The following is a 19,210-nucleotide window of genomic DNA, read 5'->3' on the forward strand; positions in this document are numbered from 1 at the left end:
AGGATATGCGCTTTTTTCCAACAGGGTAGCAGGTCATGGCGTCTTCTGAGCAACCTCGTATCCAATGGCTTGGCCGCTGGGGCTTTATGCTGGCCGCCACGGGCTCGGCCGTTGGGTTGGGCAATATCTGGAAGTTTCCCTATATCACCGGAGAGTTTGGCGGCGGCGCCTTCGTGCTGGTCTACCTCGCCTGTATTCTGGCGGTGGGCGTGCCGGTGATGATGACTGAAATTGCCTTTGGACGGCGCGGCCTGGGCAGCCCGGTGGACGCCATTCGCCGGGTGGTCAGGGAATCCGGCCGTTCGTCGGCGTGGTCATTGATCGGCTGGATGGCGATGCTCTGCGGCTTCATGATCCTGTCGTTTTACGTGGTCGTGGCAGGCTGGTCGTTTGCCTACCTGTGGAAAATGCTCACCGGAGGGTTAGCGGGTAGCAGCGTGGACGATATGGCCGCGGTATTCGAGGCCAACAATGCCAATCCCTGGAACCTTGGCTTCTGGAGCACCCTGGTGACGCTTTTGACCATGCTGATTGTCGGCAAGGGCGTGCAGGAAGGCATCGAAAAGAGCGTCAGTTGGATGATGCCGGGGCTGGTGCTGATGCTCGCGCTGCTGATCGCCTTCGGGGTTTTCTCGGGCGGTTTTGCTCAGGCGTTCAGCTTCCTGTTGTCCTTCGATGCGGGCAGTCTCTCCAGCGAGGGCATGCTGGCGGCGCTGGGGCATGCGTTTTTCACCCTGTCGCTGGCGTCCGGGGCGATTCTTACTTACGGCAGCTACCTGCCCAAAGGCACTTCGATCGCCCGCACCACGCTGAGTGTCGCGATAGCCGACACGGTGGTCGCATTGATGGCCGGGCTTGCGATCTTCCCAGTGATCTTTGCCAACGGCATGAATCCCGCCGAAGGGCCGGGGCTCATCTTCATGAGCCTGCCGCTGGCCTTTCAGGCGATGCCGCTGGGCACGCTGTTCGGTACCCTGTTCTTCCTCATGCTGTCGATGGCCGCGCTCACCTCGGCGATTTCGATGGTCGAGGCGACGGTGTCCTGGCTGTGCGATAACAAAGGCATTTCGCGGCGCACCGCCTCGTGGAGCACGGGTATTGTACTGTGGCTGATCAGTACTTTGGCGATGCTGTCATTCAATCTGGGCGCCGACTGGACGCTGGCCGGTAAAACCGTTTTCGATTGGCTCGACTACCTGACCTCGCGCCTGATGATGCCGCTGGGCGGTTTGGGCATGGTCGTGCTGGCAGGCTTTGTGCTGAAGAGCGAGACGTTCCGCGATGAGCTTTGGCTGGCGCCGTTGCCCTATGCGCTGTGGCTGTCCATGGTGCGTTACGTTAGCCCGCTCGGCATTGTGGTGATTTTTATCGATGCATTGGGGATTTATCAGGTGTCGTTTGCCGCGCAGTGGCCGTGGTTGCTGGCCATTCTGGTCGCCATGGTGGCGCTGGGTGAAGCTCTAAGTCCGCGGCTGCGCCCTGCGTTGCAAGCTCGCCGAGCGCTGTGACTGATTCGGTTGTTGCCGCTTTGCCCTGGCCTCGGCAATGGCGCCGGGATGCGTGCCGGCTTCCATCAACTCATCCCAATGCGTGGTAAAGCGATTGGAGCGGTGGGCACAGCGTAGCTGCCAGGGGGCATCGTCATCGGTCATGCCAAAGCGAATCGTGCCTTGCCCCATGCGCTGATTGATCGCGTCCACCGTGGCCATTAGCAATGGATGGTGGTGGGCCGGAGCGTTCAGCAATGATAGCTGGTGCTGTTGGGCATCGACGAGGTCGAGCAGCATCACGCCGGCTTTCATAAATCGATAGCCTGGACGGTATATCTGCTCAAGGCCCTGGCGGACGGCGTTGAGAATAACGCGTGTGTCGTCGCTAGGGGTTGGCAACGCGACCAGGGTATGGGGAAAATACTGCGGCTGGTCACGACGATGGCGGTTGGTTTTCAGGAACAGCATCACCGAGCGCGCCAGGCTGTGCTGCTGGCGGAGTTTTTCGGCACTACGCTGGGCATGGCGTCGCAGCGCATCGTGCACCTGATTTTTTACGCCAGTGGGTTGCCCAAACGAGCGCGACGTCATGATGCGCTGGCGTGGTTGATCCACTGCGTTCATGTCCAGACAGGGCGTGCCACGCAGCTCAAGGGCGGTGCGCGCCAGCACCACGGAAAAGCGTTTGCGTAGCTGTTTTTTATCGCACTCGCGTAAATCCCAGGCGCTGTGAATACCACTAATAGCAAGCCGTTCGGCAAGCCGTCTGCCCACCCCCCATACCTCGCTAACCGGCGTTTGCTTAAGCAGCTCGGTAGTAGCGGCGCCGTGGCCGACCAGCAGGCAGACCCCTTGATAATGCGGCTGTTTTTTGGCGGCGTGATTGGCGAGTTTTGCCAGGGTGTGGGTCGGGGCCAGCCCGATACATACCGGCAATCCAAGGCAGCGGTGAATACGCTGTCGCAAGCGCTCGCCCAGGGTTTGGCTCTGATGCTCGCTCATCCCCTCCAAGTAAATAAACATTTCATCGATGGAGTAGGGGGCGATGTCCGGGCAGGCATCGCGCAGCAGCTGGGCCAGCCGTGCCGACATGTCGCCATACAGTTCATAGTTGGACGACAATAAATGAATCTCGCCGCGCTGGCGTAACCCCTCCAACTTAAACGCGGGGGTGCCCATGGGGATGTCCAGCGCTTTCATTTCCGCCGAGCGAGCGATTACACAGCCGTCGTTGTTGGACATCACACCAACGGGCCTGCCTTCCAGGTGGGGCTGAAAGACGCGTTCGCAGCTAACGTAAAAATTGTTGGCGTCAACAAGACCGATCATGACCGTCACATCATCGCAGGTATTCGTGAATGACTGCCCGCACAACACCCCATATCTGACAGTCGCGGCCCTCCAGTGGCAGCGGCGGATACTGGGGGTGAGCCGAGCACAGATGCGGCGTGCCGCGATATAACGCGTAGCGCTTGATGAGTACCTCTTCGTCTAACATGGCCACCACAATATGACCCAGACGGGGTGAGAGACTGCGGTCCACCACCAACAGATCGTTGTCGAAAATCCCCCAGCCTTCCATGCTGTCGCCGGTCGCTGACAGATAAAACGTATGGGTGGGGTTTTTGATCAGGCGCACGTTGAGGTCCAGAGTGCGCGGTTCGTAATCCTGTGCGGGGGAGGGAAAGCCGCTAAACCCCGCACGACCGTATAGCGAGGGATGAGGCAGCGGCTGAGGCGTTAACGGCACGGCTGGCGCAATAGGCGATAGCGGCTGCGTCATGGTCGGCGTCCTCATTGGCAAAATATGTATTTATATACAGTATTTGGCCGTGAGGATAAAATTGCAAGAGCGGGCTAAGTGCAGGGTTATCTCGAAAGCCAAAGGCCCACCACGATGGCGCTGGTCACGGCGATAAAAAAGACCCAGTTGCGCGTTCGGGTATCACGTTGGGGTTTCATAAAAGCCTCATGAAAAGTAAAAGGTAAACATCAGCAAGTACGGGTAATTTTTTCACGGAAACCTGCGTTTGGCATGGTACCGTTTGTGCTTTATGCCGTCATCTCGCCGCCTACTAAGGTTGGCTTGTTTAGGATGTGTGAATATATGCCCCACGCCACTACGCCGCTTTATCCCAGACCGCTCTCCCTCGCTGAGGGCCGCTTGGCCGCCCTATGCTGGGGGCGTGATGATGCGCCCACATGGCTAGCGCTGCATGGCTGGCTGGATAATGCGGCGAGTTTTTCTCGTTTAGCACCGTTGCTGGTAGAAACCCTGGATATCCGCATTGTGGCTATCGATTTTCGCGGCCATGGCGACTCAGCCCACGCCCCCACGGGCAATGATTATGCGCTTTGGGACTACGGCCACGACGTATTGGATGCCATGGAAGATCTGGCTGTTGAGCGTGCCACTTTGCTCGCCCATTCCATGGGGGCGGCGGTGGCTTGCCTATTAGCCGCTGCCTTGCCGGAGCGCCTTGAGCGGTTGACGTTGCTCGATGGCTTGGGTGCCCTGAATACGCCCGCAAGCGATACAGCAAGCCAACTGCGTAAAGGGCTGCTGGCTCACCGGCGGCCGCTGTCTCAAGCCCCGCGTTATCCCGATTTAGCCACTGCGGTGGCCGCTCGTGTGGCTGGTGGCGTGACGCCATTGGACACGGTCACGGCGACCCCGTTGGTGGAGCGCAATGCTGACGTAACGGCCGACGGTCACGTGCAGATGCGCACCGACAGTCGTTTGCTAAAGCCGTCATTGGTACGCTTCACGCCTTCGCAGGTGTTAGCGCTACTGGCGGGCATTCAGGCGCCAGTGCTATTGATAGAGGGAGAGACAGGCATTTTAGGCGAGCGAGATTGGGCTGAAAAAGCCCGCCAAGCGGTGCCCAACTTAACTCGCCATGTCCTACCAGGCGGTCACCACCTACATCTTGAGCCGCAGGCGGTGCATGGTGTTGCCAAGGTGATTGCGCAGTATGAGACTAAGGTGCCGGAAACAGCAGTAGGAAGAAAGCAATGAACGAACCGTATGCAGAAAACGGTAATGGTCAGAGCGGCAATAAGGTAGCGCTAGTGCTGGGCAGCGGCGGTGCCCGGGGGTACGCCCATATTGGCGTGATCGAAGCGCTGGAAGCACGGGGTTTTGAGATCATCTCCATTGCCGGGTGTTCCATGGGCGCGTTGATTGCTGGCATTTACGCCTCGGGTAAACTGCCTGAATATCGCGAATGGGTGTGTAACCTGGACTATCTGGATGTGCTTAAGCTGGTCGATGTAACGTGGAGCCCAATGGGGGCTATGCGTGCCAGCAAGGTCATGAGCAAGCTAGAGGGGCTGGTGGGTGATACATTGATTGAAGACCTACCGATTCCGGTGACCACTGTGGCCACTGACTTGGTGCGCCAGCGTGAAGTATGGTTTCAAAATGGTTCGCTGCTGCGCGCCATTCGAGCTTCTATCGCCGTGCCCGGCGTAATTACCCCTGTGCATATAGGTGAGCAGGTATTAGTCGATGGCGGTTTGCTAAACCCGCTGCCCATTATGCCGACACTGGCCGCCCACGAGGCGGATTTCGTGGTCGCGGTTAACGTCACCGCCCATAGCCCCCAGCCGGTTAGCTTAGAAGCGCTATTGCCCGTTGAAGAGACACAAAATGATAGCCGTACCGCACTTGAACGCGACCGCGATAACAACATCGGTGGCTGGATGAGCGACGTGCGTGAGGCGACGAAACGTTTGTGGGATGGCCTGGGGAATAGTGCCGACGAGCAGGGAACCAGTGACGAAACGCCGGAAATGCGCGGCAAGCGCGAATGGGGCAAGTTGGATATGATCCTCGAATCGTTCGATATTACCCAGGCGGCGCTGGCCAAGTACAAAATTGCTGGTTATCCGCCGGATGTACTGATTGAAGTTCCCAAGACGGTGTGTAGTACCTACGAGTTTTACCGTGCCAAGGACCTGATTCGGCTGGGGCGTCATTTGGCTGATGAGGCGCTGGAGCGGCGCATGCCCGGTATTGCTTCGGATGCCGCCGAATAAGGATAGAAAAAGCGCTATTGGCCGCGTTTACGCAGCAGGATGTATACCGCACCTGTTCCGCCATCGAGCGCGGTGGCGGAGCAGAAGGCCAGGACGCCGGGCCACTCACGCAGCCAGGCATTCGTGTGGCTTTTCAGCACCGGAAAATCTGATGTGGTGCCCCATGCTTTGCCGTGCACGACGAGCACGCAGCGTAGCCCCTGAGCAGCCGCATCATGCAGAAAGCTTTCCAGTTCGGCGCGGGCTTCTTCCAGGGTGTAGCCATGTAAATCCAGGCCCGCTTGCCACGCCGTCTGGCCGCGCTTAAGTTGGCTGAAGGTACGCCAGGGTAAATCCGCGACGCTGAACTCCAGATACTCGGAGGGGCGGACCGCCTCGACCCGGCCATCGGAGGTGCGACCGCTGGTAGCGAACGTGTTGCTTTCCACCGCCGCCTGCCGCCGCGCCTGCTGGGCATCATCGTTGCGTTTAGGCTTACCTGGATCGGCTTGGTTGGTGGCAATACGGCGCACGCCCGCGGCTTGCAGCGCTTGGCGAAAAGCACTTATATCGTCGTCGTCGGGCAGGTAGCGGCGTCTTGTCATGACAGGCTCAAATGGCAAATAGGCAATGCGAATGTAAGCGCACAGTATAGCGGGATGCGCGTTGCTGTGAACCGGGCGGCGTCAAAGGTACAATCTTTTCTTTCGCCATGCCATGTCCTCTGTCGCAGAGGGATGGAGACCTATGTTGACCAGGAGCCGATGTGACCACGCATCTCAACGCCGAGACTTCACATTCTTCTCTCTCCCTGCCGGATACGGCGCTGGTGAGCGAGCTTTTTACCCTACGCGACTACCTGCGCTGGGTATCCAGTGAGTTCTATTTAGCGGGGCTTTATTATGGTCACGGGACCGAGTCGGCATGGGATGAAGCCGTCGCGCTTTGCTTAGGAGCGCTGCATTTACCCTGGAATGTAGATCCTGGGGTGCAAGATGCGCGGTTATTGCCGATGGAGCGCGAGCGCATTGTGGCGCTCACCCGTGAACGTATTACCACACGTCGCCCGCTGCCTTATCTGTTGGGAGAGGCCTTTTTTGCCGGTTACCCGTTTAACGTTGACGAACGCGTACTGATTCCGCGCTCGCCGATGGCAGAGCTCATAGAGGATGGCTTTGCCGCCTGGTTTCCTGAAGAACCACCGGCTAAGGCGCTGGATTTATGCACCGGCTCGGGGTGTATCGGTATTGCCACTGCCCTCTACTTGCCGACCTGCGAAGTCATTTTGGCCGATATTAGCCAGGAGGCCCTAGCAGTGGCTCGCCAGAACGTCACTCGCCACGATGTCGGTGAACGCGTTCGCGCGATGCAAGCCGATGTGTTCGACGAGTTGGAGGGCCAGCGTTTCGACCTGATCGTCTCCAATCCGCCCTACGTGGATGCCCGTGACCTGGCCACTATGCCCGCCGAGTTCCGCCACGAACCGTCACTGGCGCTGGGCGCGGGCAATGACGGCCTGGACATCGTGCGGCGCATTCTGCGCCAGGCGCGCGAGCACCTGACCGACGAGGGATGGCTGATAGTCGAAGTCGGCAACTCTGACCGCCATCTGGAGGCCGCCTTTCCCGAGGTGCCCTTTATGTGGCTTGAATTCGAGCGTGGCGGCCAAGGCGTGTTTGCCTTGAGCGCCGCTGAACTCGACGCCCATGCGGCGTCTTTTGCATGAGGAATTAACGCCCATGTCAGGCAATACATTTGGCAAGCTGTTTACCGTGACCACCTTTGGGGAAAGCCACGGCCCGGCGCTTGGCGCGATCGTCGACGGCTGCCCGCCGGGGCTGCCCCTGTGTGAAGCGGATTTGCAGCGCGACCTGGACCGCCGCCGCCCCGGCAGCTCGCGGCACACTACCCAACGCAAAGAAGCGGATCAGGTACAAATCTTATCGGGTGTCTTTGAAGGCAAGACCACGGGCACGTCGATTGGTCTATTGATCGAGAATACCGATCAACGCTCGAAAGATTATTCAAAAATCAAAGACCAATTTCGTCCTGCCCACGCCGACTACACCTACCACCACAAGTATGGACACCGAGATTACCGTGGAGGAGGGCGCTCAAGCGCTCGGGAAACCGCAGTACGCGTCGCAGCAGGCGCCATCGCCAAGCAGTACCTCGCTACACAGGGCGTGCAAGTGCGTGGCTATATGAGTCAGCTTGGTCCAATCAAGATTGATTTCAAATCCTGGGATGCCGTTGGGCAGAATGCGTTTTTCTGCCCCGACCCCGCCAAAGTGCCTGAGCTTGAAGACTACATGGATCAACTGCGCCGTGATCAAGACTCCGTCGGTGCGGAAATTACCGTGGTGGCCGAGGGAGTACCCGTTGGGCTTGGCGAGCCGGTGTTTGATCGCCTGGATGCTGATCTGGCGCATGGTTTGATGAGTATCAATGCGGTAAAAGGGGTTGAGATTGGCGCGGGGTTTGGCTGTATTGCCCAACGTGGCAGCGAGCACCGCGATGAGATGACCCCTGAAGGCTTTTTATCCAATCATGCCGGTGGTGTTTTGGGCGGCATTTCCAGCGGTCAGCCGATCGTGGCGCGTTTGGCACTTAAGCCGACCTCAAGCATCACTACACCGGGGCGCTCGATTGACGTACACGGCCAAGCGGTCGAGGTGGTTACCAAGGGGCGTCATGACCCCTGCGTAGGTATTCGTGCAACGCCCATCGCTGAGGCGATGATGGCGATAACGCTGGTAGACCACTGGCTGCGGCAGCGCGGGCAAAACGGTGCGGTAAGCGTTGATACCCCGCGCTTAACCCAACGCTAACAGCACGGTGTAATGCGCATATCGCTGCTACACTCAATGAAAACAATACTGGTGAATAAAGCAGGAGCCGCCAATGAAGATTAACGTTGAGTTCGACCTTACCCCCGATGAGTTTCGTCAAGCGCTGGGGTTGCCGGACGTGGAAGCGTTCCAGCAGCATCTGCTTGAGAATATTCAGCGGCAAATGGAGTCTGGCGTTGAGGGGTATGACCCCATGAGCCTGATGCGGCCCTTCCTGCAGCAACCCATGATGCAGCAGGGGCTTTCACAGGGGTTGTCCAACTTCGGCACCTACCAGCAGATGATGCTGGATATGCTGAAGCAAGCGGGGAACGCCAGTAGCAGCGATGCTCACAGTGAGCCAAAGGCTCAAAGTGGCACAACAGCAAGCGGGAAGAGCGCGAATGCCAAGGCATCGGCGTCTTCCCGGTCTCGGGCAAAACAGAAAGCGGAGTAATGCGGCGAAGGGGGTACGACCAAAGCGTTAGAGGTCGTCGCCGTCAAGGTGGTTGCAACACGCCCTGGCAATGATTACTCTTTTTGCAGTGCAGCAATTCACATTATGTGAGTCACTCACGGCTCATGCCAAGGAACGAAAAGAGGAGTAGATACCATGCAAGATAAAATGATGGACGCCTTCAACGCCCAAACCCGCCAAATGTTTGAGCCGATGCGAAAGATTAACTCGCTGATGCTCAACAATATGGAAAAGATGACCCAATACCAGCTGGAAGCGATGAAGCGCTACAGCCAGATGGGCACTGAGCGCCTGCGCAGCGCCACCGACGTTCAAGACGCTGAAAGCCTGCGCGACTTCGGCACGCAGCAAGCCGCCATGATGAACGAGCTGTCTCAGCAAATGCAGGAAGACGCTCGCGTAATGAGCGAGATGAGCCTTGAATTCAAGGCAGAGATGGAAAAACTGTTTGGTGAAGCAGGCAAGCAGATGGCCGATCAGGCCAGTTCTGCCGCCAAGGGTGAGCAGCCCACGAAAGCCAGCAGCCAATCATCGCGTAAAAGCTGATTGATCCGATTGATCGCGGCGCCCAAGGGCGCCGCGCCTCTTATGAGCCTTTGATTACCTGCCATCATACGGGCTGCGTATGCGCTGCCGCGCCGGTAGAGGAGAATGAAGATGTCAGCAGAGTGGGAATTACCGCCCCGTGGCCTGTCTCAAGAAGAGCTGGACGCGTGGAACGCGCAGCTAAAAGATATTGGTGAGCAGTATCAAGGTCTCATGCAGGATCTGTTATCGCGCATTGCGCCAAGCGAAGCGGCCGACTCCGTGTATAGCGACATGCGGGAAAGCTTTGAAGCCGGGGCGCAGTCATTAATGCAGAACCCGACGCTATTATGGCAGACCCAATCGCGCCTGCTGCAGGATCAGTGGCTGCTATGGCAGCAGGGGATGCGGGCGATGGCCGGTGAAGAGGTCTCGCCAGTGGTTACGCCGGAGAAAGGCGACCGGCGGTTCAAGGACGAAGCATGGACCCAGGAACCCCACTTTATGGCCATCATGCAGCAGTATCTGCTGTTCTCTCAGATGGTGGATGAGCTGGTGGATAGCCTTACTGGGCTGGATGAAACCCATCAGCGTAATCTGGCGTTTTATGCTCGCCAGGTGGTCAACGCCATGGCCCCGACTAACTTCGTATCGACCAATCCAGAAGTGATGCGCCGCACGCTCGAAACAAAAGGGCAAAACCTGGTCGAAGGTCTGGAACGCTTGCGCGAAGACCTGGGCAACTCAGCTGAAGGCATTAATGTCCGCATGACCGACCGCAGCGCCTTTGGCGTTGGCGAGAATATTGCTGTCACCCCGGGAGCTGTGGTGTATGAAAATGAGCTGATGCAGCTCATCCAGTACACTCCGACTACCGAAAAAACCTATAAAACGCCGCTGCTTGTCGTGCCGCCGTGGATTAATAAGTATTACATTCTTGATCTGCGCCAAGACAACTCAATGATGAAGTGGCTGGTTGACCAAGGGCACAGCGTCTTTCTGATTTCCTGGCGCAATCCAGGGCCGGAACAGCACGACATCACCTGGGCCGACTACATGCAATTGGGCCCCATTGCGGCCATGGAGGCGATTGAGAAAGCCTGCGGCGAGAAGTCGGTCAACCTCTTGAGCTATTGCGTCGGTGGTACCCTGACAGCGTCGACCGTAGCCTACCTCACCAGCACGCGCCGCGGCCGCAAGGTGAAATCAGTCACCTACATGGCGACCCTGCAGGACTTCCGCGACCCTGGCGATATCGGTGTGTTCCTCAACGAGCGTGTTTTAGAAGGCATCGAAGAGAGCATGCAATTAAAGGGCTATTTGGATGGCCGTTCCATGGCGTACACCTTTAATCTGCTGCGCGAGAATGATCTGTTCTGGTCGTTCTACATCAATAATTATCTGAAAGGTGAAACCCCGGCCGCTTTCGATCTGCTTTACTGGAATACCGACGGTACTAATCTGACGGCCGGCACGCATCCTTGGTATCTGCGCCATATGTATCTGGAGAACAAGCTAGTCGAACCAGGTGGTATTGAACTCGATGGTGTAAAAATTGACCTGAGAAAAGTGTCGGCGCCAAGCTACTTTGTGGCGGCCAAAGAAGACCATATCGCCAAATGGAACAGCAGCTATTATGGTGCCTTGTTGCCCAAAGGCCCCAGCACCTTTGTATTGGGTGGGTCAGGCCATATTGCCGGCATTGTGAACCCGCCACACAAGCAAAAATATGGCTACTGGACCAATGACAAGCTGCCCGAAAGCCATGACGCCTGGCTGGAAGGGGCTACCTTCAATGAGGGTTCTTGGTGGCCACACTGGCAAGCCTGGATGACCGAAAATGGCTATGCTGATCCAGCCCCGAAAAAAATGGTCGCTGCACGTCAGCCGGGGGAAGGCGAGTTGGAAGTGATTGAGCCGGCCCCTGGTCGCTATGTGAAAACTACGATTCCTGAGGTGTTAGGAGAAATACCGGCCACCCATAAAGCATGATGTTTGCAGAGAAAAAGCCCTGTCTTTTGGCAGGGCTTTTTTAGTTAAGTCGTTAGCGGCAGCGCCAGTTGACACAATGTCGCAGCCGGGTTGTAGAAAACTGACGGCAGGTTAAAGTGTCGTTCCTAGCCAGCAATGCTGGGCCTTTTATAGAGTGGATAACAAACATGATGAGCAACTTGCTTTTTTCCTGTCGGCATGTGGCGAGCGGTATGGCGGTGCTGTTCTTAGCGGCTGGCAGTGCCTTTGCGCAAGATGTGCAAGTCACCGACGCAAGGGTGAGCCTATTGCCCGGTGAACAGCCGGGGGCCGGCTATTTTCAGCTATATAATGCGGGTGATGAGGCTGTTGTTTTGGTCGGGGCCGAAAGTGATGCCTTTGAAAACGTTGAGCTACACGTGAGTTCCGAACGAAACGACATGGCGCACATGCATGCGGTTGAGGAAATAGAAGTGGCAGCAGGCGAACATTTCGAGTTTGTACCCAAAGGGCACCACCTGATGTTGATTGGCCGCAAGGATGCATTAGAAGTAGGCGATGAAGTCGAGGTGCTATTGGAGTTCAGTGATGAGCAGCGGCTGCCGGTAACCTTCGATGTGGTGTCGCCCGCATCACTTTAATGCGCTGCAATCAGGACTCATCAATGTATAAATGGTTGTTCATTGGGTTGATGTCGCTGTGGCTCGTCGGCTGTAGTGAGCGAAGTTGGCGCACAGCAGATACATCTGAGATCCAACCGCCGCTGGATTTTTCGCTGGTCGATGAAGACGGTCAGGCCGTAGAAGCTGAAGATTTTCTGGGTAAGGTCACGCTGGTTTATTTTGGGTATACGTACTGCCCAGATGTATGCCCAATTACGCTTGCCAGACTCGCGGGGACGCTGAATCAGCTTGATGATGACGTTCGCGAAGACATCCAGGTGTTGTTCATCAGTGTGGACCCTGAGCGTGATACGCCAGAGGTCGTCAAGCGTTACACAAATGCCTTTGGACCTGACTTTATCGGCATAACGGGAGATTTAGAGGAAATTGACGCCCTGACTAACCGCATGCGGGTGACGTATGAGTACGAAGAGCCTAATCAGCGCGGCGACTATATAGTGACGCACACCAGTGCTGTCTTCGCCTTTGATCGTGAAGGCGAGGCGCAGTTTTTAATACGCGATAGTCATCCGATTTCCGATGCGGTGGCTGATATTAATCGGCTTGTCGATGAAAGCGAGTAAATTACTGACAGGCAACGGAGAGGCTGCAGCGCGATTTATAACGACGCGAATTGATATCTAATTCAACGCTGTCGTTTTCTTTATCGTATAGAAACGATGCGTAACCACTGTCTGACGATGCCGTGCGGTATAACCCGCAAATCGTATAGCCATATTGCACTTTTTGAAGCTTCGAAAGTTCGATATCACCCGACGTATCCAGTTCATCTGCCAGCGCGTGTTGAATATCGCTGTCGACATTGCCGTCAGACATTGCCTGCCCACCAAAGATAATGCCCGCCAGGACCAACGCGACAACAAGGGGTGACGCGACAAGTAATAAAAAAGAACGGGATTTCAACATGGCAATGAAGGCTCTCTCGCAGAATCAGTGGAACTGCTAGCGGACTATCGACTCTCGGATGCCAGCCAACGATTAATGGGGCTGGCATCGTTAGGCGAATTGTCGCTAAGCCGCTAATGCGGTGTGCACAGTTTACTGGTGACGCGTCCGCGAAACACCTGCCAACGCCATGAGTGCGGCTAAAAACCACACCGGCCAGCTACCCATACGGGTAAACGGCGTTAAGCCCTCCGTGGCGAAGAACTCTCCGGTGATCGATGCGGTTTCGAACTGCGGTGCGCGCTCGACGATGCCACCCTGGTGATCGATGATCGCGGTAATGCCGTTGCTGGTGGCGCGCAGAACGTAGCGACCGTTTTCCAGCGCCCGCAGGCGTGCCATTTGTAAGTGCTGGTGGGGGCCAATTGATGCGCCAAACCAGGTGTCGTTAGACAACGTCATCAGTACGTTGCTGTCTTTGGCGCGGCTGGCCACCAGCTGCGGATAAATAATTTCATAGCATATGGCCTGGCCAATGCTGACGCCTGCCGCCTGCATCGGCGCTTGATCAGGCTCGCCTTTGGCGAAGCTCGACATGGGCAGATTGAAAAAGTTGATCGCGCCGCGCAGTAGGCTTTCCAGCGGCAGGTATTCGCCGAAGGGCACCAAATGCTCTTTTTGGTAGCTGCCTTCCACGTTGCCCACGCCCACCACACTATTGAACAAGCGCTCGTCGATGTCTCGCTGGACCACGCCGGTCACCAGCGCCGTGTCGGCGGGTAAATTGCTTTGTACCCGCTCAAGCACCGGTCGCGCCTGGGTTTCCATCATGGGTAGGGCGGTTTCCGGCCAGACAATCAGGTCCACTTCGTCAGCAACGTCGCGGGTTAAGTCGCTGTAGGTGTTAGCGGCATTGCGTTGACCTTCTGGGGTCCACTTCTGAAGCTGGGGAAGATTACCTTGTAAAAGCGCTACCCGCGTTGGCGTCTCAACGGGAGTTGTCCATTGCGATGGCATTGCCAGCGGAATCAGCCAAATGGCGGCCAGCGGTGCCAGCGTCCACCATTGGCGTCTCAGGAGAAGTGCTGCCCCAAGCCCGCCGCTAAGGGCGACCAGCAGGGAAAGTAAATAAACGCCGCCAATGGGCGCCCAGGCGGCTAGTGGTGAATCCACATAGCCTGAACCTAACAATAACCAGGGGAAGCCGGTGAATAAATACGTTCGCAGTACTTCGCCCAGCACCCAGGCGCCAGCAAAGCTTACTAACGCCAGACGCGGGCCGGTAAAACGGCGGTAAAGCCATAGCGTGCCGGCAAAAAAAAGCGCCAGCACGCAGACAAACAGGGCGGTGAGAAATAGCGCGAGCGGTACGCCCGTGTAGCCGTAGTCGTGAATCGATACGTACACCCAGGAGGCGCCGCTGCCAAACAGCGCTATCCCGTAGCACCACCCTTTTAGCGCTGCCTGTGCGGGAGTGAGCTGATGGATACCCGCGTACATTAAACCTGCTGCGATCGGGCCTAGCCACCAAAGCTCAAACGGTGATGCGGTCAGTGTGGTTAAGCCGCCAGCCAGCAGCGCGGCGATAAGCTGTTGATACACAGCGGGAATGCTACCCATAACGCGATATCCTATCTAGCGAATGTCCTGAGCGTGAGGCGTAAAGGTTACACGTCTTCTTGCTCGTCGTCGCTGGTGTCAGGGCGTTGTTCCCGGTAGGCCTCAAGCAAGCGGATGCGGCGGTTGTCGGCGTTGAGGACCTCAAAGCGCCAGCCGCCCAGATAGGTGTATTCTCCGCGCTGAGGGAGGTGGCCAAACTGCTGCATCACCAGCCCGCCGATGGTATCAAACTCATCGTCAGAGAATTGGGTATCGAAATGATCGTTAAAGTCGTCAATGGTGGTGAGCGCGCGAATGGCATAGCGCTTATTGCCTAACTCACGGATATCTTCTTCTTCGTCAGCGTCGTGCTCATCTTCGATATTACCGACAATCTGCTCAAGAATATCCTCGATGGTAATGATGCCCGCCGTGCCACCGTATTCGTCGACCACAATGGCCATGTGGTTGTGGGTATCACGGAATTCTTTAAGTAGGCTGTTAAGCCGCTTGGACTCGGGGATAAACATCGCCGAGCGGACAATGTCATCAAGCTGAAACGCATCGCGTTCGGCCTGGGTTTGCGAGAGCAGGGGCAGCAGGTCCTTGACCAGCAAAATGCCTTTTACATCGTCAAGGTTTTCACCAATCACCGGGTAGCGAGAGTGGCCGGTTTCTTGAATGAGCGCTAAATACTCCTCGCTGGTTTGATCGAGGGTAATTGCCGAGATTTGTGAGCGGGGAATGAGAATTTCGCGGACCTGTTGATCGCTAATTTCCAATGCGCCTTCAATGATCATGATGGCGTCTTGGTCAAGCTTTAAACGTCCTGCCGCGTGGCGTAAAAATTCCAGTAACTCATCGCGTGAGCTGGGTTCGTCGTTGTCGCCGGAAAGGGCACCAAAGAGTTTCTCGAGCCAGGATCGTTGATTGGCGTTGCTCGATCGGTCTTCGCTCATGCGGATAATCTCTTGTTGACGGACTCAGATGGCGTAATGTGAAGAAGTGTTTTATCACTGACTAGGGGCGCGATACCAGTTCAGCGTATAGGCATTAAGTCTTACAGTTCGGCGATATAGGGGTCAGCAATGCCCAGGGCCGCAAGCAGAACGCGCTCACATTGCTCCATTGCCTCGGCCTCGTCGTCGTCCATGTGGTCATAACCCAGTAGGTGCAAGGTGCCGTGAATCACCATATGGGCATAGTGATGCTCAAGGGCTTTATGCTGCTCCTCGGCTTCCTGCACAACCACCGCATGGCAAATCACCAAATCACCAAGTAACGGTAGCGTTATGCCCGGTGGGTTCTCGAACGGAAACGATAGCACATTGGTGGGTTTGTCCTTGCCGCGATAATCGCGGTTCAGCGACTGGCTTTCGGCAGGGTCGACAAACCGAATGGTCATTTCCCGGCGTGCGTCGTCAGGATGTGCGGCCAGGACATCGCTCACCCAGTGGGTGAGCTGAGTCTGACTCGGCAGGTGCTGATCATCGATGGCCGCTTGGCGGTCGATCACGATATCGCTCATTAGAGCGTATCTCCTGAGTCTTCACGGGCCTTTAGGCGAGCTTCTCGCTCTTGCTTGCGTACCTCTTGGCGGGCACGTTCTTCGACTTCCTGTTGGGATTCAAAGGCATCGTAGGCTTCAATGATGCGTTGCACCAGCGGGTGGCGAACCACATCTTTAGCGGCAAAATGCGTCACGCCAATTCCCGGTGTGCCTTTTAATACGTCGAGTACCTGGATCAGGCCTGAGCGCTGTCCCTTAGGGAGATCGACCTGGGTGACGTCGCCGGTAATGATGGCGGTGGAACCAAAACCGATTCGCGTCAGGAACATTTTCATCTGCTCCGGTGTTGTGTTTTGGCTCTCATCCAAAATGATATGGGCATTATTGAGTGTCCGGCCGCGCATGTAGGCTAGCGGCGCAATTTCAATCACCTGGCGCTCAATCAGTTTGGCCACCTGCTCAAAACCAATCATTTCATAAAGTGCATCGTAAAGCGGGCGCAGGTAAGGGTCGATTTTCTGGGCCAGATCGCCAGGTAAAAAACCAAGCTTCTCACCAGCTTCCACCGCTGGACGCACGAGTAAAATGCGCCGCACTTCCTGCTGATTCAACGCTTCCACAGCGGCCGCCACGGCAAGATACGTTTTACCGGTACCCGCAGGGCCAATGCCGAAATTAATATCGTGCTCGCGAATGCTGTTGACGTAGCGTTGTTGATTAAGGCCGCGGGGTTTAATCATGGTGCGCGGGGTGCGCATGATCACTTCATCACTATCGCCTTCGCCATCTTCTTCTTCATCGAGTGCTTCAAGCCCTGATTCTTGTAGAAAAAGATGCACTGTGTCAGCCGATAGCTCTTCTGCTGCCGTCTCACGGTAAAGGTGTTCCAGTACGTTTGCAGCGGCCTTGATACGGTTAGCTGCGCCCGCGAGTTGGAACACATTGCCTCGGTTGCGTAGCGTCACATCCATGCGGCTTTCAATCAGCTTTAGGTGCTCGTCCTGCTGGCCGCATAGGCTGGCAAGGCGCTGCGGATCATTGGGTTCAAGGCTTAGCGTGATAATGCGATTGGCCTGAAGCGATGGCTGGCTCAAGAGTGGAAAACCTATCGGTTGATGGATATGAAACTCAGCTTACTGCCCCAACGGGTGTTGGGGCAATTACCTAGGATAAGCGATATTTAATAACGCTCCGGGGTAGCCAGCTCGCCGCGCAGCGAATTGGGCAGGGCTTCGGTGATCTCAACGTCGACGAAGTAGCCGATTAGCTCGGTAGGATTGGCGGCACGGAAGTTGACCACCCGATTGTTTTCGGTACGCCCGGACAGCTGGCCTGGGTCTTTCGGCGAGAAGCCCGTCACCAATATACGCTGGGTGGTACCCACCATACGGCGGCTGATTTGCCCGGCTTGCTGGAGAATGCGCTCTTGCAAAATCGCCAGACGCTGCTTTTTAACGCTTTCCGGTGTTTCATCCTCAAGGGCGGCGGCAGGCGTGCCGGGGCGCGCCGAGTAGACAAAGCTAAATGAGTGGTCGAAACCAATGCGATGGATCAGATCCATCGTTGCTTCGAAATCCTCTTCAGTTTCGCCAGGGAAGCCGATAATAAAGTCGGAAGAGAAACTGATATCAGGCCGGTTGGCGCGAATCCTTTCCATCTTCTCGATGTAGGATTCTACTGTGTGGCCACGCTTCATCGCGCTCAAGATGCGGTCTGAGCCTGATTGCACCGGCAGGTGCAGGTGGCTGACCAATTCGGGGATATCGGCGTACGCCTCCACCAGACTATCGGTGAACTCAACCGGGTGCGAAGTGGTGAAGCGAATACGGTCGATCCCCTCAACGGCTGCAACGCAGGCGATCAGTTCGGCAAGGTCAATCTCATCGCCGAGCTGGTTTTCGCCTCGGTAGGCGTTGACGTTCTGGCCGAGCAAATTGATTTCGCGTACGCCCTGGTCGGAGAGGTGGATGACTTCATCCATCACCGCTTCAAACGGCCGCGAGACTTCTTCGCCACGGGTGTAAGGCACCACGCAGAAGGTGCAGTACTTGGAGCAGCCTTCCATGATCGATACAAAGGCGGTGGCACCGTCTGAGGTCGGTTTAGGAAGGTGGTCGAACTTCTCGATTTCCGGGAAGGTAACGTCCACCGCGGCAATTTGATTGTCGCGGCGTGCATCCAGCATGGACGGCACCCGGTGAAGCGTTTGCGGCCCAAACACCATGTCGACATGAGGCGCGCGCTTGCGCAATGCTTCGCCTTCCTGACTGGCCACGCAGCCACCAACCCCGATTACGAGGTCGGGATTGGCGTCTTTGAGTTTTTTCCAGCGTCCCAACTGATGAAACACCTTTTCCTGCGCTTTTTCACGAATGGAGCAGGTGTTAAGAAGAATGACATCGGCTTCACGCTCGTTATCGGTAAGTTCGAGCTGATGAGATACGCCGAGTAGATCCGCCATGCGGGAGGAGTCGTACTCGTTCATTTGGCAGCCGTGCGTTTTGATGAAGAGCTTCTTCGCCATCGGTACCTGTCATCTATGAGTCGTCGAAAAGACGAGGGATGAATGAAGTGTCGTTGCGCTTGGGCGCTAGTTGATTCGTTGCATTATACGGACACAACCCACAGGCGGCTAGCGTTGACGCGGAATCGGTGCTTGACCGTAACATTTCTATGAGTATACTACGCACCGTGTTTGAGCAGTTCCCCGATAGCTCAGTTGGTAGAGCAAATGACTGTTAATCATTGGGTCGCAGGTTCGAGTCCTGCTCGGGGAGCCAATGCACTAACTACCTCAAACACGGCAATATTAGATTGTTCCTCGATAGCTCAGTTGGTAGAGCAAATGACTGTTAATCATTGGGTCGCAGGTTCGAGTCCTGCTCGAGGAGCCAAATTGCCCCGCAAGAAGCGTAAAACCTACCCCTAAGGTAGTCCTATTGTTCCCCGATAGCTCAGTTGGTAGAGCAAATGACTGTTAATCATTGGGTCGCAGGTTCGAGTCCTGCTCGGGGAGCCATCTAGTACCTTTTGTCCTTCCTTTTTTGACGCACGCTACCAGTCGATTCAGCTCTTCTTTTAAAGTCTTTTGACGTGAATGTGGCACGTTTGCTGCCTTATAGTGCCTCAGATGATTTTGTGTGGCTGTCTAACGCTTATTACCAGCGGCTTTGCTGGTGTAAACGCAGTTGGCGTAAACTATTCGAATTATTTGCTAG

At 56.1% G+C, this 19,210-nt stretch carries 19 protein-coding genes and 3 tRNA genes; 13 read left to right on the forward strand and 9 right to left on the reverse strand.

Going from position 1 to position 19,210, the window contains the following annotated elements; all coding sequences use genetic code 11:
• The first annotated feature begins 35 nt into the window (after positions 1 to 35).
• Entirely contained in the window at positions 36 to 1,508 is a 1,473-nt protein-coding gene (locus CPH17_RS19220) for a sodium-dependent transporter (RefSeq protein WP_096300823.1), read from the forward strand.
• Here CPH17_RS19220 and CPH17_RS19225 read toward each other — a convergent pair.
• Together CPH17_RS19225 and CPH17_RS19230 are read right to left on the reverse strand one after the other, a co-directional pair.
• A complete protein-coding gene (locus tag CPH17_RS19225) occupies positions 1,461 to 2,819 on the reverse strand; it encodes a Y-family DNA polymerase (protein ID WP_096300824.1) in 1,359 nt (452 codons plus the stop codon). The genes CPH17_RS19220 and CPH17_RS19225 overlap by 48 nt on opposite strands.
• A gap of 10 nt (positions 2,820 to 2,829) precedes the next feature.
• Positions 2,830 to 3,273, reverse strand: coding sequence for a LexA family protein (locus CPH17_RS19230; RefSeq protein WP_096300825.1), 444 nt, complete (start codon positions 3,271 to 3,273; stop codon positions 2,830 to 2,832).
• 324 nt (positions 3,274 to 3,597) lie between these two features.
• Between CPH17_RS19230 and CPH17_RS19235 the strand changes: the two genes are divergently transcribed.
• Positions 3,598 to 4,509 carry an alpha/beta fold hydrolase gene (locus CPH17_RS19235; protein ID WP_096300826.1) on the forward strand — a complete coding sequence of 304 codons (912 nt, stop codon included), beginning with the start codon at positions 3,598 to 3,600 and terminating at the stop codon, positions 4,507 to 4,509.
• Positions 4,506 to 5,531 (forward strand): patatin-like phospholipase family protein, encoded by a 1,026-nt coding sequence (locus CPH17_RS19240; RefSeq protein WP_096300827.1) that lies wholly within the window; start codon positions 4,506 to 4,508, stop codon positions 5,529 to 5,531. Before CPH17_RS19235 ends, CPH17_RS19240 begins: the two co-directional genes overlap by 4 nt.
• A gap of 14 nt (positions 5,532 to 5,545) precedes the next feature.
• On the opposite strand, the gene CPH17_RS19245 is transcribed toward CPH17_RS19240, so the two are convergent.
• Complete coding sequence (locus CPH17_RS19245) at positions 5,546 to 6,115, reverse strand: Smr/MutS family protein (protein ID WP_096300828.1); 570 nt, start codon at positions 6,113 to 6,115, stop codon at positions 5,546 to 5,548.
• Positions 6,116 to 6,276: 161 nt separating this feature from the next.
• On the opposite strand from CPH17_RS19245, the gene prmB reads away from it, so the two are divergent.
• The 7 genes from prmB (at position 6,277) to CPH17_RS19280 (ending at position 12,561) form a co-directional block, all read left to right on the forward strand.
• Positions 6,277 to 7,236 carry a 50S ribosomal protein L3 N(5)-glutamine methyltransferase gene (prmB, locus tag CPH17_RS19250; protein ID WP_096300829.1) on the forward strand — a complete coding sequence of 320 codons (960 nt, stop codon included), beginning with the start codon at positions 6,277 to 6,279 and terminating at the stop codon, positions 7,234 to 7,236.
• Between the two features lie 13 nt (positions 7,237 to 7,249).
• The gene (aroC, locus tag CPH17_RS19255) at positions 7,250 to 8,341 is read left to right on the forward strand and encodes a chorismate synthase (RefSeq protein ID WP_096300830.1); all 1,092 of its coding nucleotides are present in this window, start codon (positions 7,250 to 7,252) and stop codon (positions 8,339 to 8,341) included.
• A gap of 73 nt (positions 8,342 to 8,414) precedes the next feature.
• On the forward strand, positions 8,415 to 8,798 hold the full coding sequence (locus CPH17_RS19260) for a hypothetical protein (protein ID WP_096300831.1): 384 nt from the start codon (positions 8,415 to 8,417) through the stop codon (positions 8,796 to 8,798).
• 156 nt (positions 8,799 to 8,954) lie between these two features.
• On the forward strand, positions 8,955 to 9,365 hold the full coding sequence (locus tag CPH17_RS19265) for a phasin family protein (protein ID WP_096300832.1): 411 nt from the start codon (positions 8,955 to 8,957) through the stop codon (positions 9,363 to 9,365).
• A gap of 111 nt (positions 9,366 to 9,476) precedes the next feature.
• Positions 9,477 to 11,336: a class I poly(R)-hydroxyalkanoic acid synthase gene (phaC, locus tag CPH17_RS19270; protein WP_096300833.1), complete on the forward strand. Its 1,860-nt coding sequence runs from the start codon at positions 9,477 to 9,479 to the stop codon at positions 11,334 to 11,336.
• Between the two features lie 167 nt (positions 11,337 to 11,503).
• Complete coding sequence (locus CPH17_RS19275; protein ID WP_074395837.1) at positions 11,504 to 11,956, forward strand: copper chaperone PCu(A)C; 453 nt, start codon at positions 11,504 to 11,506, stop codon at positions 11,954 to 11,956.
• 23 nt (positions 11,957 to 11,979) lie between these two features.
• Positions 11,980 to 12,561 carry an SCO family protein gene (locus CPH17_RS19280; RefSeq protein WP_074395838.1) on the forward strand — a complete coding sequence of 194 codons (582 nt, stop codon included), beginning with the start codon at positions 11,980 to 11,982 and terminating at the stop codon, positions 12,559 to 12,561.
• 1 nt (position 12,562) lies between these two features.
• Here CPH17_RS19280 and CPH17_RS19285 read toward each other — a convergent pair whose 3' ends face one another.
• The 6 genes from CPH17_RS19285 to miaB form a co-directional block, all read right to left on the reverse strand.
• Entirely contained in the window at positions 12,563 to 12,904 is a 342-nt protein-coding gene (locus CPH17_RS19285; RefSeq protein WP_074395839.1) for a hypothetical protein, read from the reverse strand.
• A 132-nt stretch (positions 12,905 to 13,036) separates the two neighbouring features.
• Positions 13,037 to 14,503, reverse strand: a complete 1,467-nt coding sequence (gene lnt / locus CPH17_RS19290; protein ID WP_074395840.1) for an apolipoprotein N-acyltransferase — start codon at positions 14,501 to 14,503, stop codon at positions 13,037 to 13,039.
• A gap of 47 nt (positions 14,504 to 14,550) precedes the next feature.
• A complete protein-coding gene (locus CPH17_RS19295; protein ID WP_074395841.1) occupies positions 14,551 to 15,441 on the reverse strand; it encodes an HlyC/CorC family transporter in 891 nt (296 codons plus the stop codon).
• A gap of 101 nt (positions 15,442 to 15,542) precedes the next feature.
• Positions 15,543 to 16,010: an rRNA maturation RNase YbeY gene (gene ybeY / locus CPH17_RS19300; RefSeq protein ID WP_074395842.1), complete on the reverse strand. Its 468-nt coding sequence runs from the start codon at positions 16,008 to 16,010 to the stop codon at positions 15,543 to 15,545.
• Positions 16,010 to 17,086 carry a PhoH family protein gene (locus CPH17_RS19305; protein WP_074395843.1) on the reverse strand — a complete coding sequence of 359 codons (1,077 nt, stop codon included), beginning with the start codon at positions 17,084 to 17,086 and terminating at the stop codon, positions 16,010 to 16,012. The genes ybeY and CPH17_RS19305 overlap by 1 nt, the downstream gene beginning before the upstream one ends.
• 86 nt (positions 17,087 to 17,172) lie before the next feature.
• Positions 17,173 to 18,516, reverse strand: coding sequence for a tRNA (N6-isopentenyl adenosine(37)-C2)-methylthiotransferase MiaB (gene miaB, locus CPH17_RS19310; protein ID WP_074395844.1), 1,344 nt, complete (start codon positions 18,514 to 18,516; stop codon positions 17,173 to 17,175).
• A 180-nt stretch (positions 18,517 to 18,696) separates the two neighbouring features.
• On the opposite strand from miaB, the gene CPH17_RS19315 reads away from it, so the two are divergent.
• The 3 genes from CPH17_RS19315 (at position 18,697) to CPH17_RS19325 (ending at position 19,011) form a co-directional block, all read left to right on the forward strand.
• Positions 18,697 to 18,772: transfer RNA gene (locus CPH17_RS19315), tRNA-Asn, on the forward strand.
• A gap of 38 nt (positions 18,773 to 18,810) precedes the next feature.
• Positions 18,811 to 18,886: transfer RNA gene (locus tag CPH17_RS19320), tRNA-Asn, on the forward strand.
• Between the two features lie 49 nt (positions 18,887 to 18,935).
• Positions 18,936 to 19,011 (forward strand) — tRNA-Asn (locus CPH17_RS19325).
• Positions 19,012 to 19,210 lie beyond the last annotated feature (199 nt).

The organism is Halomonas sp. hl-4 (assembly GCF_900215475.1).
Taxonomy (GTDB): domain Bacteria; phylum Pseudomonadota; class Gammaproteobacteria; order Pseudomonadales; family Halomonadaceae; genus Vreelandella.

What these genes read in the sequence shown, in the direction of transcription:
- CPH17_RS19220 (WP_096300823.1), top strand. Translation starts at nt 36, where the DNA reads ATGGCGTCTTCTGAGCAACCTCGTATCCAATGGCTTGGCCGCTGGGGC.
- CPH17_RS19225 (WP_096300824.1), bottom strand. Translation starts at nt 2,819, where the DNA reads ATGATCGGTCTTGTTGACGCCAACAATTTTTACGTTAGCTGCGAACGC.
- CPH17_RS19230 (WP_096300825.1), bottom strand. Translation starts at nt 3,273, where the DNA reads ATGACGCAGCCGCTATCGCCTATTGCGCCAGCCGTGCCGTTAACGCCT.
- CPH17_RS19235 (WP_096300826.1), top strand. Translation starts at nt 3,598, where the DNA reads ATGCCCCACGCCACTACGCCGCTTTATCCCAGACCGCTCTCCCTCGCT.
- CPH17_RS19240 (WP_096300827.1), top strand. Translation starts at nt 4,506, where the DNA reads ATGAACGAACCGTATGCAGAAAACGGTAATGGTCAGAGCGGCAATAAG.
- CPH17_RS19245 (WP_096300828.1), bottom strand. Translation starts at nt 6,115, where the DNA reads ATGACAAGACGCCGCTACCTGCCCGACGACGACGATATAAGTGCTTTT.
- aroC (WP_096300830.1), top strand. Translation starts at nt 7,250, where the DNA reads ATGTCAGGCAATACATTTGGCAAGCTGTTTACCGTGACCACCTTTGGG.
- CPH17_RS19260 (WP_096300831.1), top strand. Translation starts at nt 8,415, where the DNA reads ATGAAGATTAACGTTGAGTTCGACCTTACCCCCGATGAGTTTCGTCAA.
- CPH17_RS19265 (WP_096300832.1), top strand. Translation starts at nt 8,955, where the DNA reads ATGCAAGATAAAATGATGGACGCCTTCAACGCCCAAACCCGCCAAATG.
- phaC (WP_096300833.1), top strand. Translation starts at nt 9,477, where the DNA reads ATGTCAGCAGAGTGGGAATTACCGCCCCGTGGCCTGTCTCAAGAAGAG.
- CPH17_RS19275 (WP_074395837.1), top strand. Translation starts at nt 11,504, where the DNA reads ATGATGAGCAACTTGCTTTTTTCCTGTCGGCATGTGGCGAGCGGTATG.
- CPH17_RS19280 (WP_074395838.1), top strand. Translation starts at nt 11,980, where the DNA reads ATGTATAAATGGTTGTTCATTGGGTTGATGTCGCTGTGGCTCGTCGGC.
- CPH17_RS19285 (WP_074395839.1), bottom strand. Translation starts at nt 12,904, where the DNA reads ATGTTGAAATCCCGTTCTTTTTTATTACTTGTCGCGTCACCCCTTGTT.
- lnt (WP_074395840.1), bottom strand. Translation starts at nt 14,503, where the DNA reads ATGGGTAGCATTCCCGCTGTGTATCAACAGCTTATCGCCGCGCTGCTG.
- CPH17_RS19295 (WP_074395841.1), bottom strand. Translation starts at nt 15,441, where the DNA reads ATGAGCGAAGACCGATCGAGCAACGCCAATCAACGATCCTGGCTCGAG.
- ybeY (WP_074395842.1), bottom strand. Translation starts at nt 16,010, where the DNA reads ATGAGCGATATCGTGATCGACCGCCAAGCGGCCATCGATGATCAGCAC.
- miaB (WP_074395844.1), bottom strand. Translation starts at nt 18,516, where the DNA reads ATGGCGAAGAAGCTCTTCATCAAAACGCACGGCTGCCAAATGAACGAG.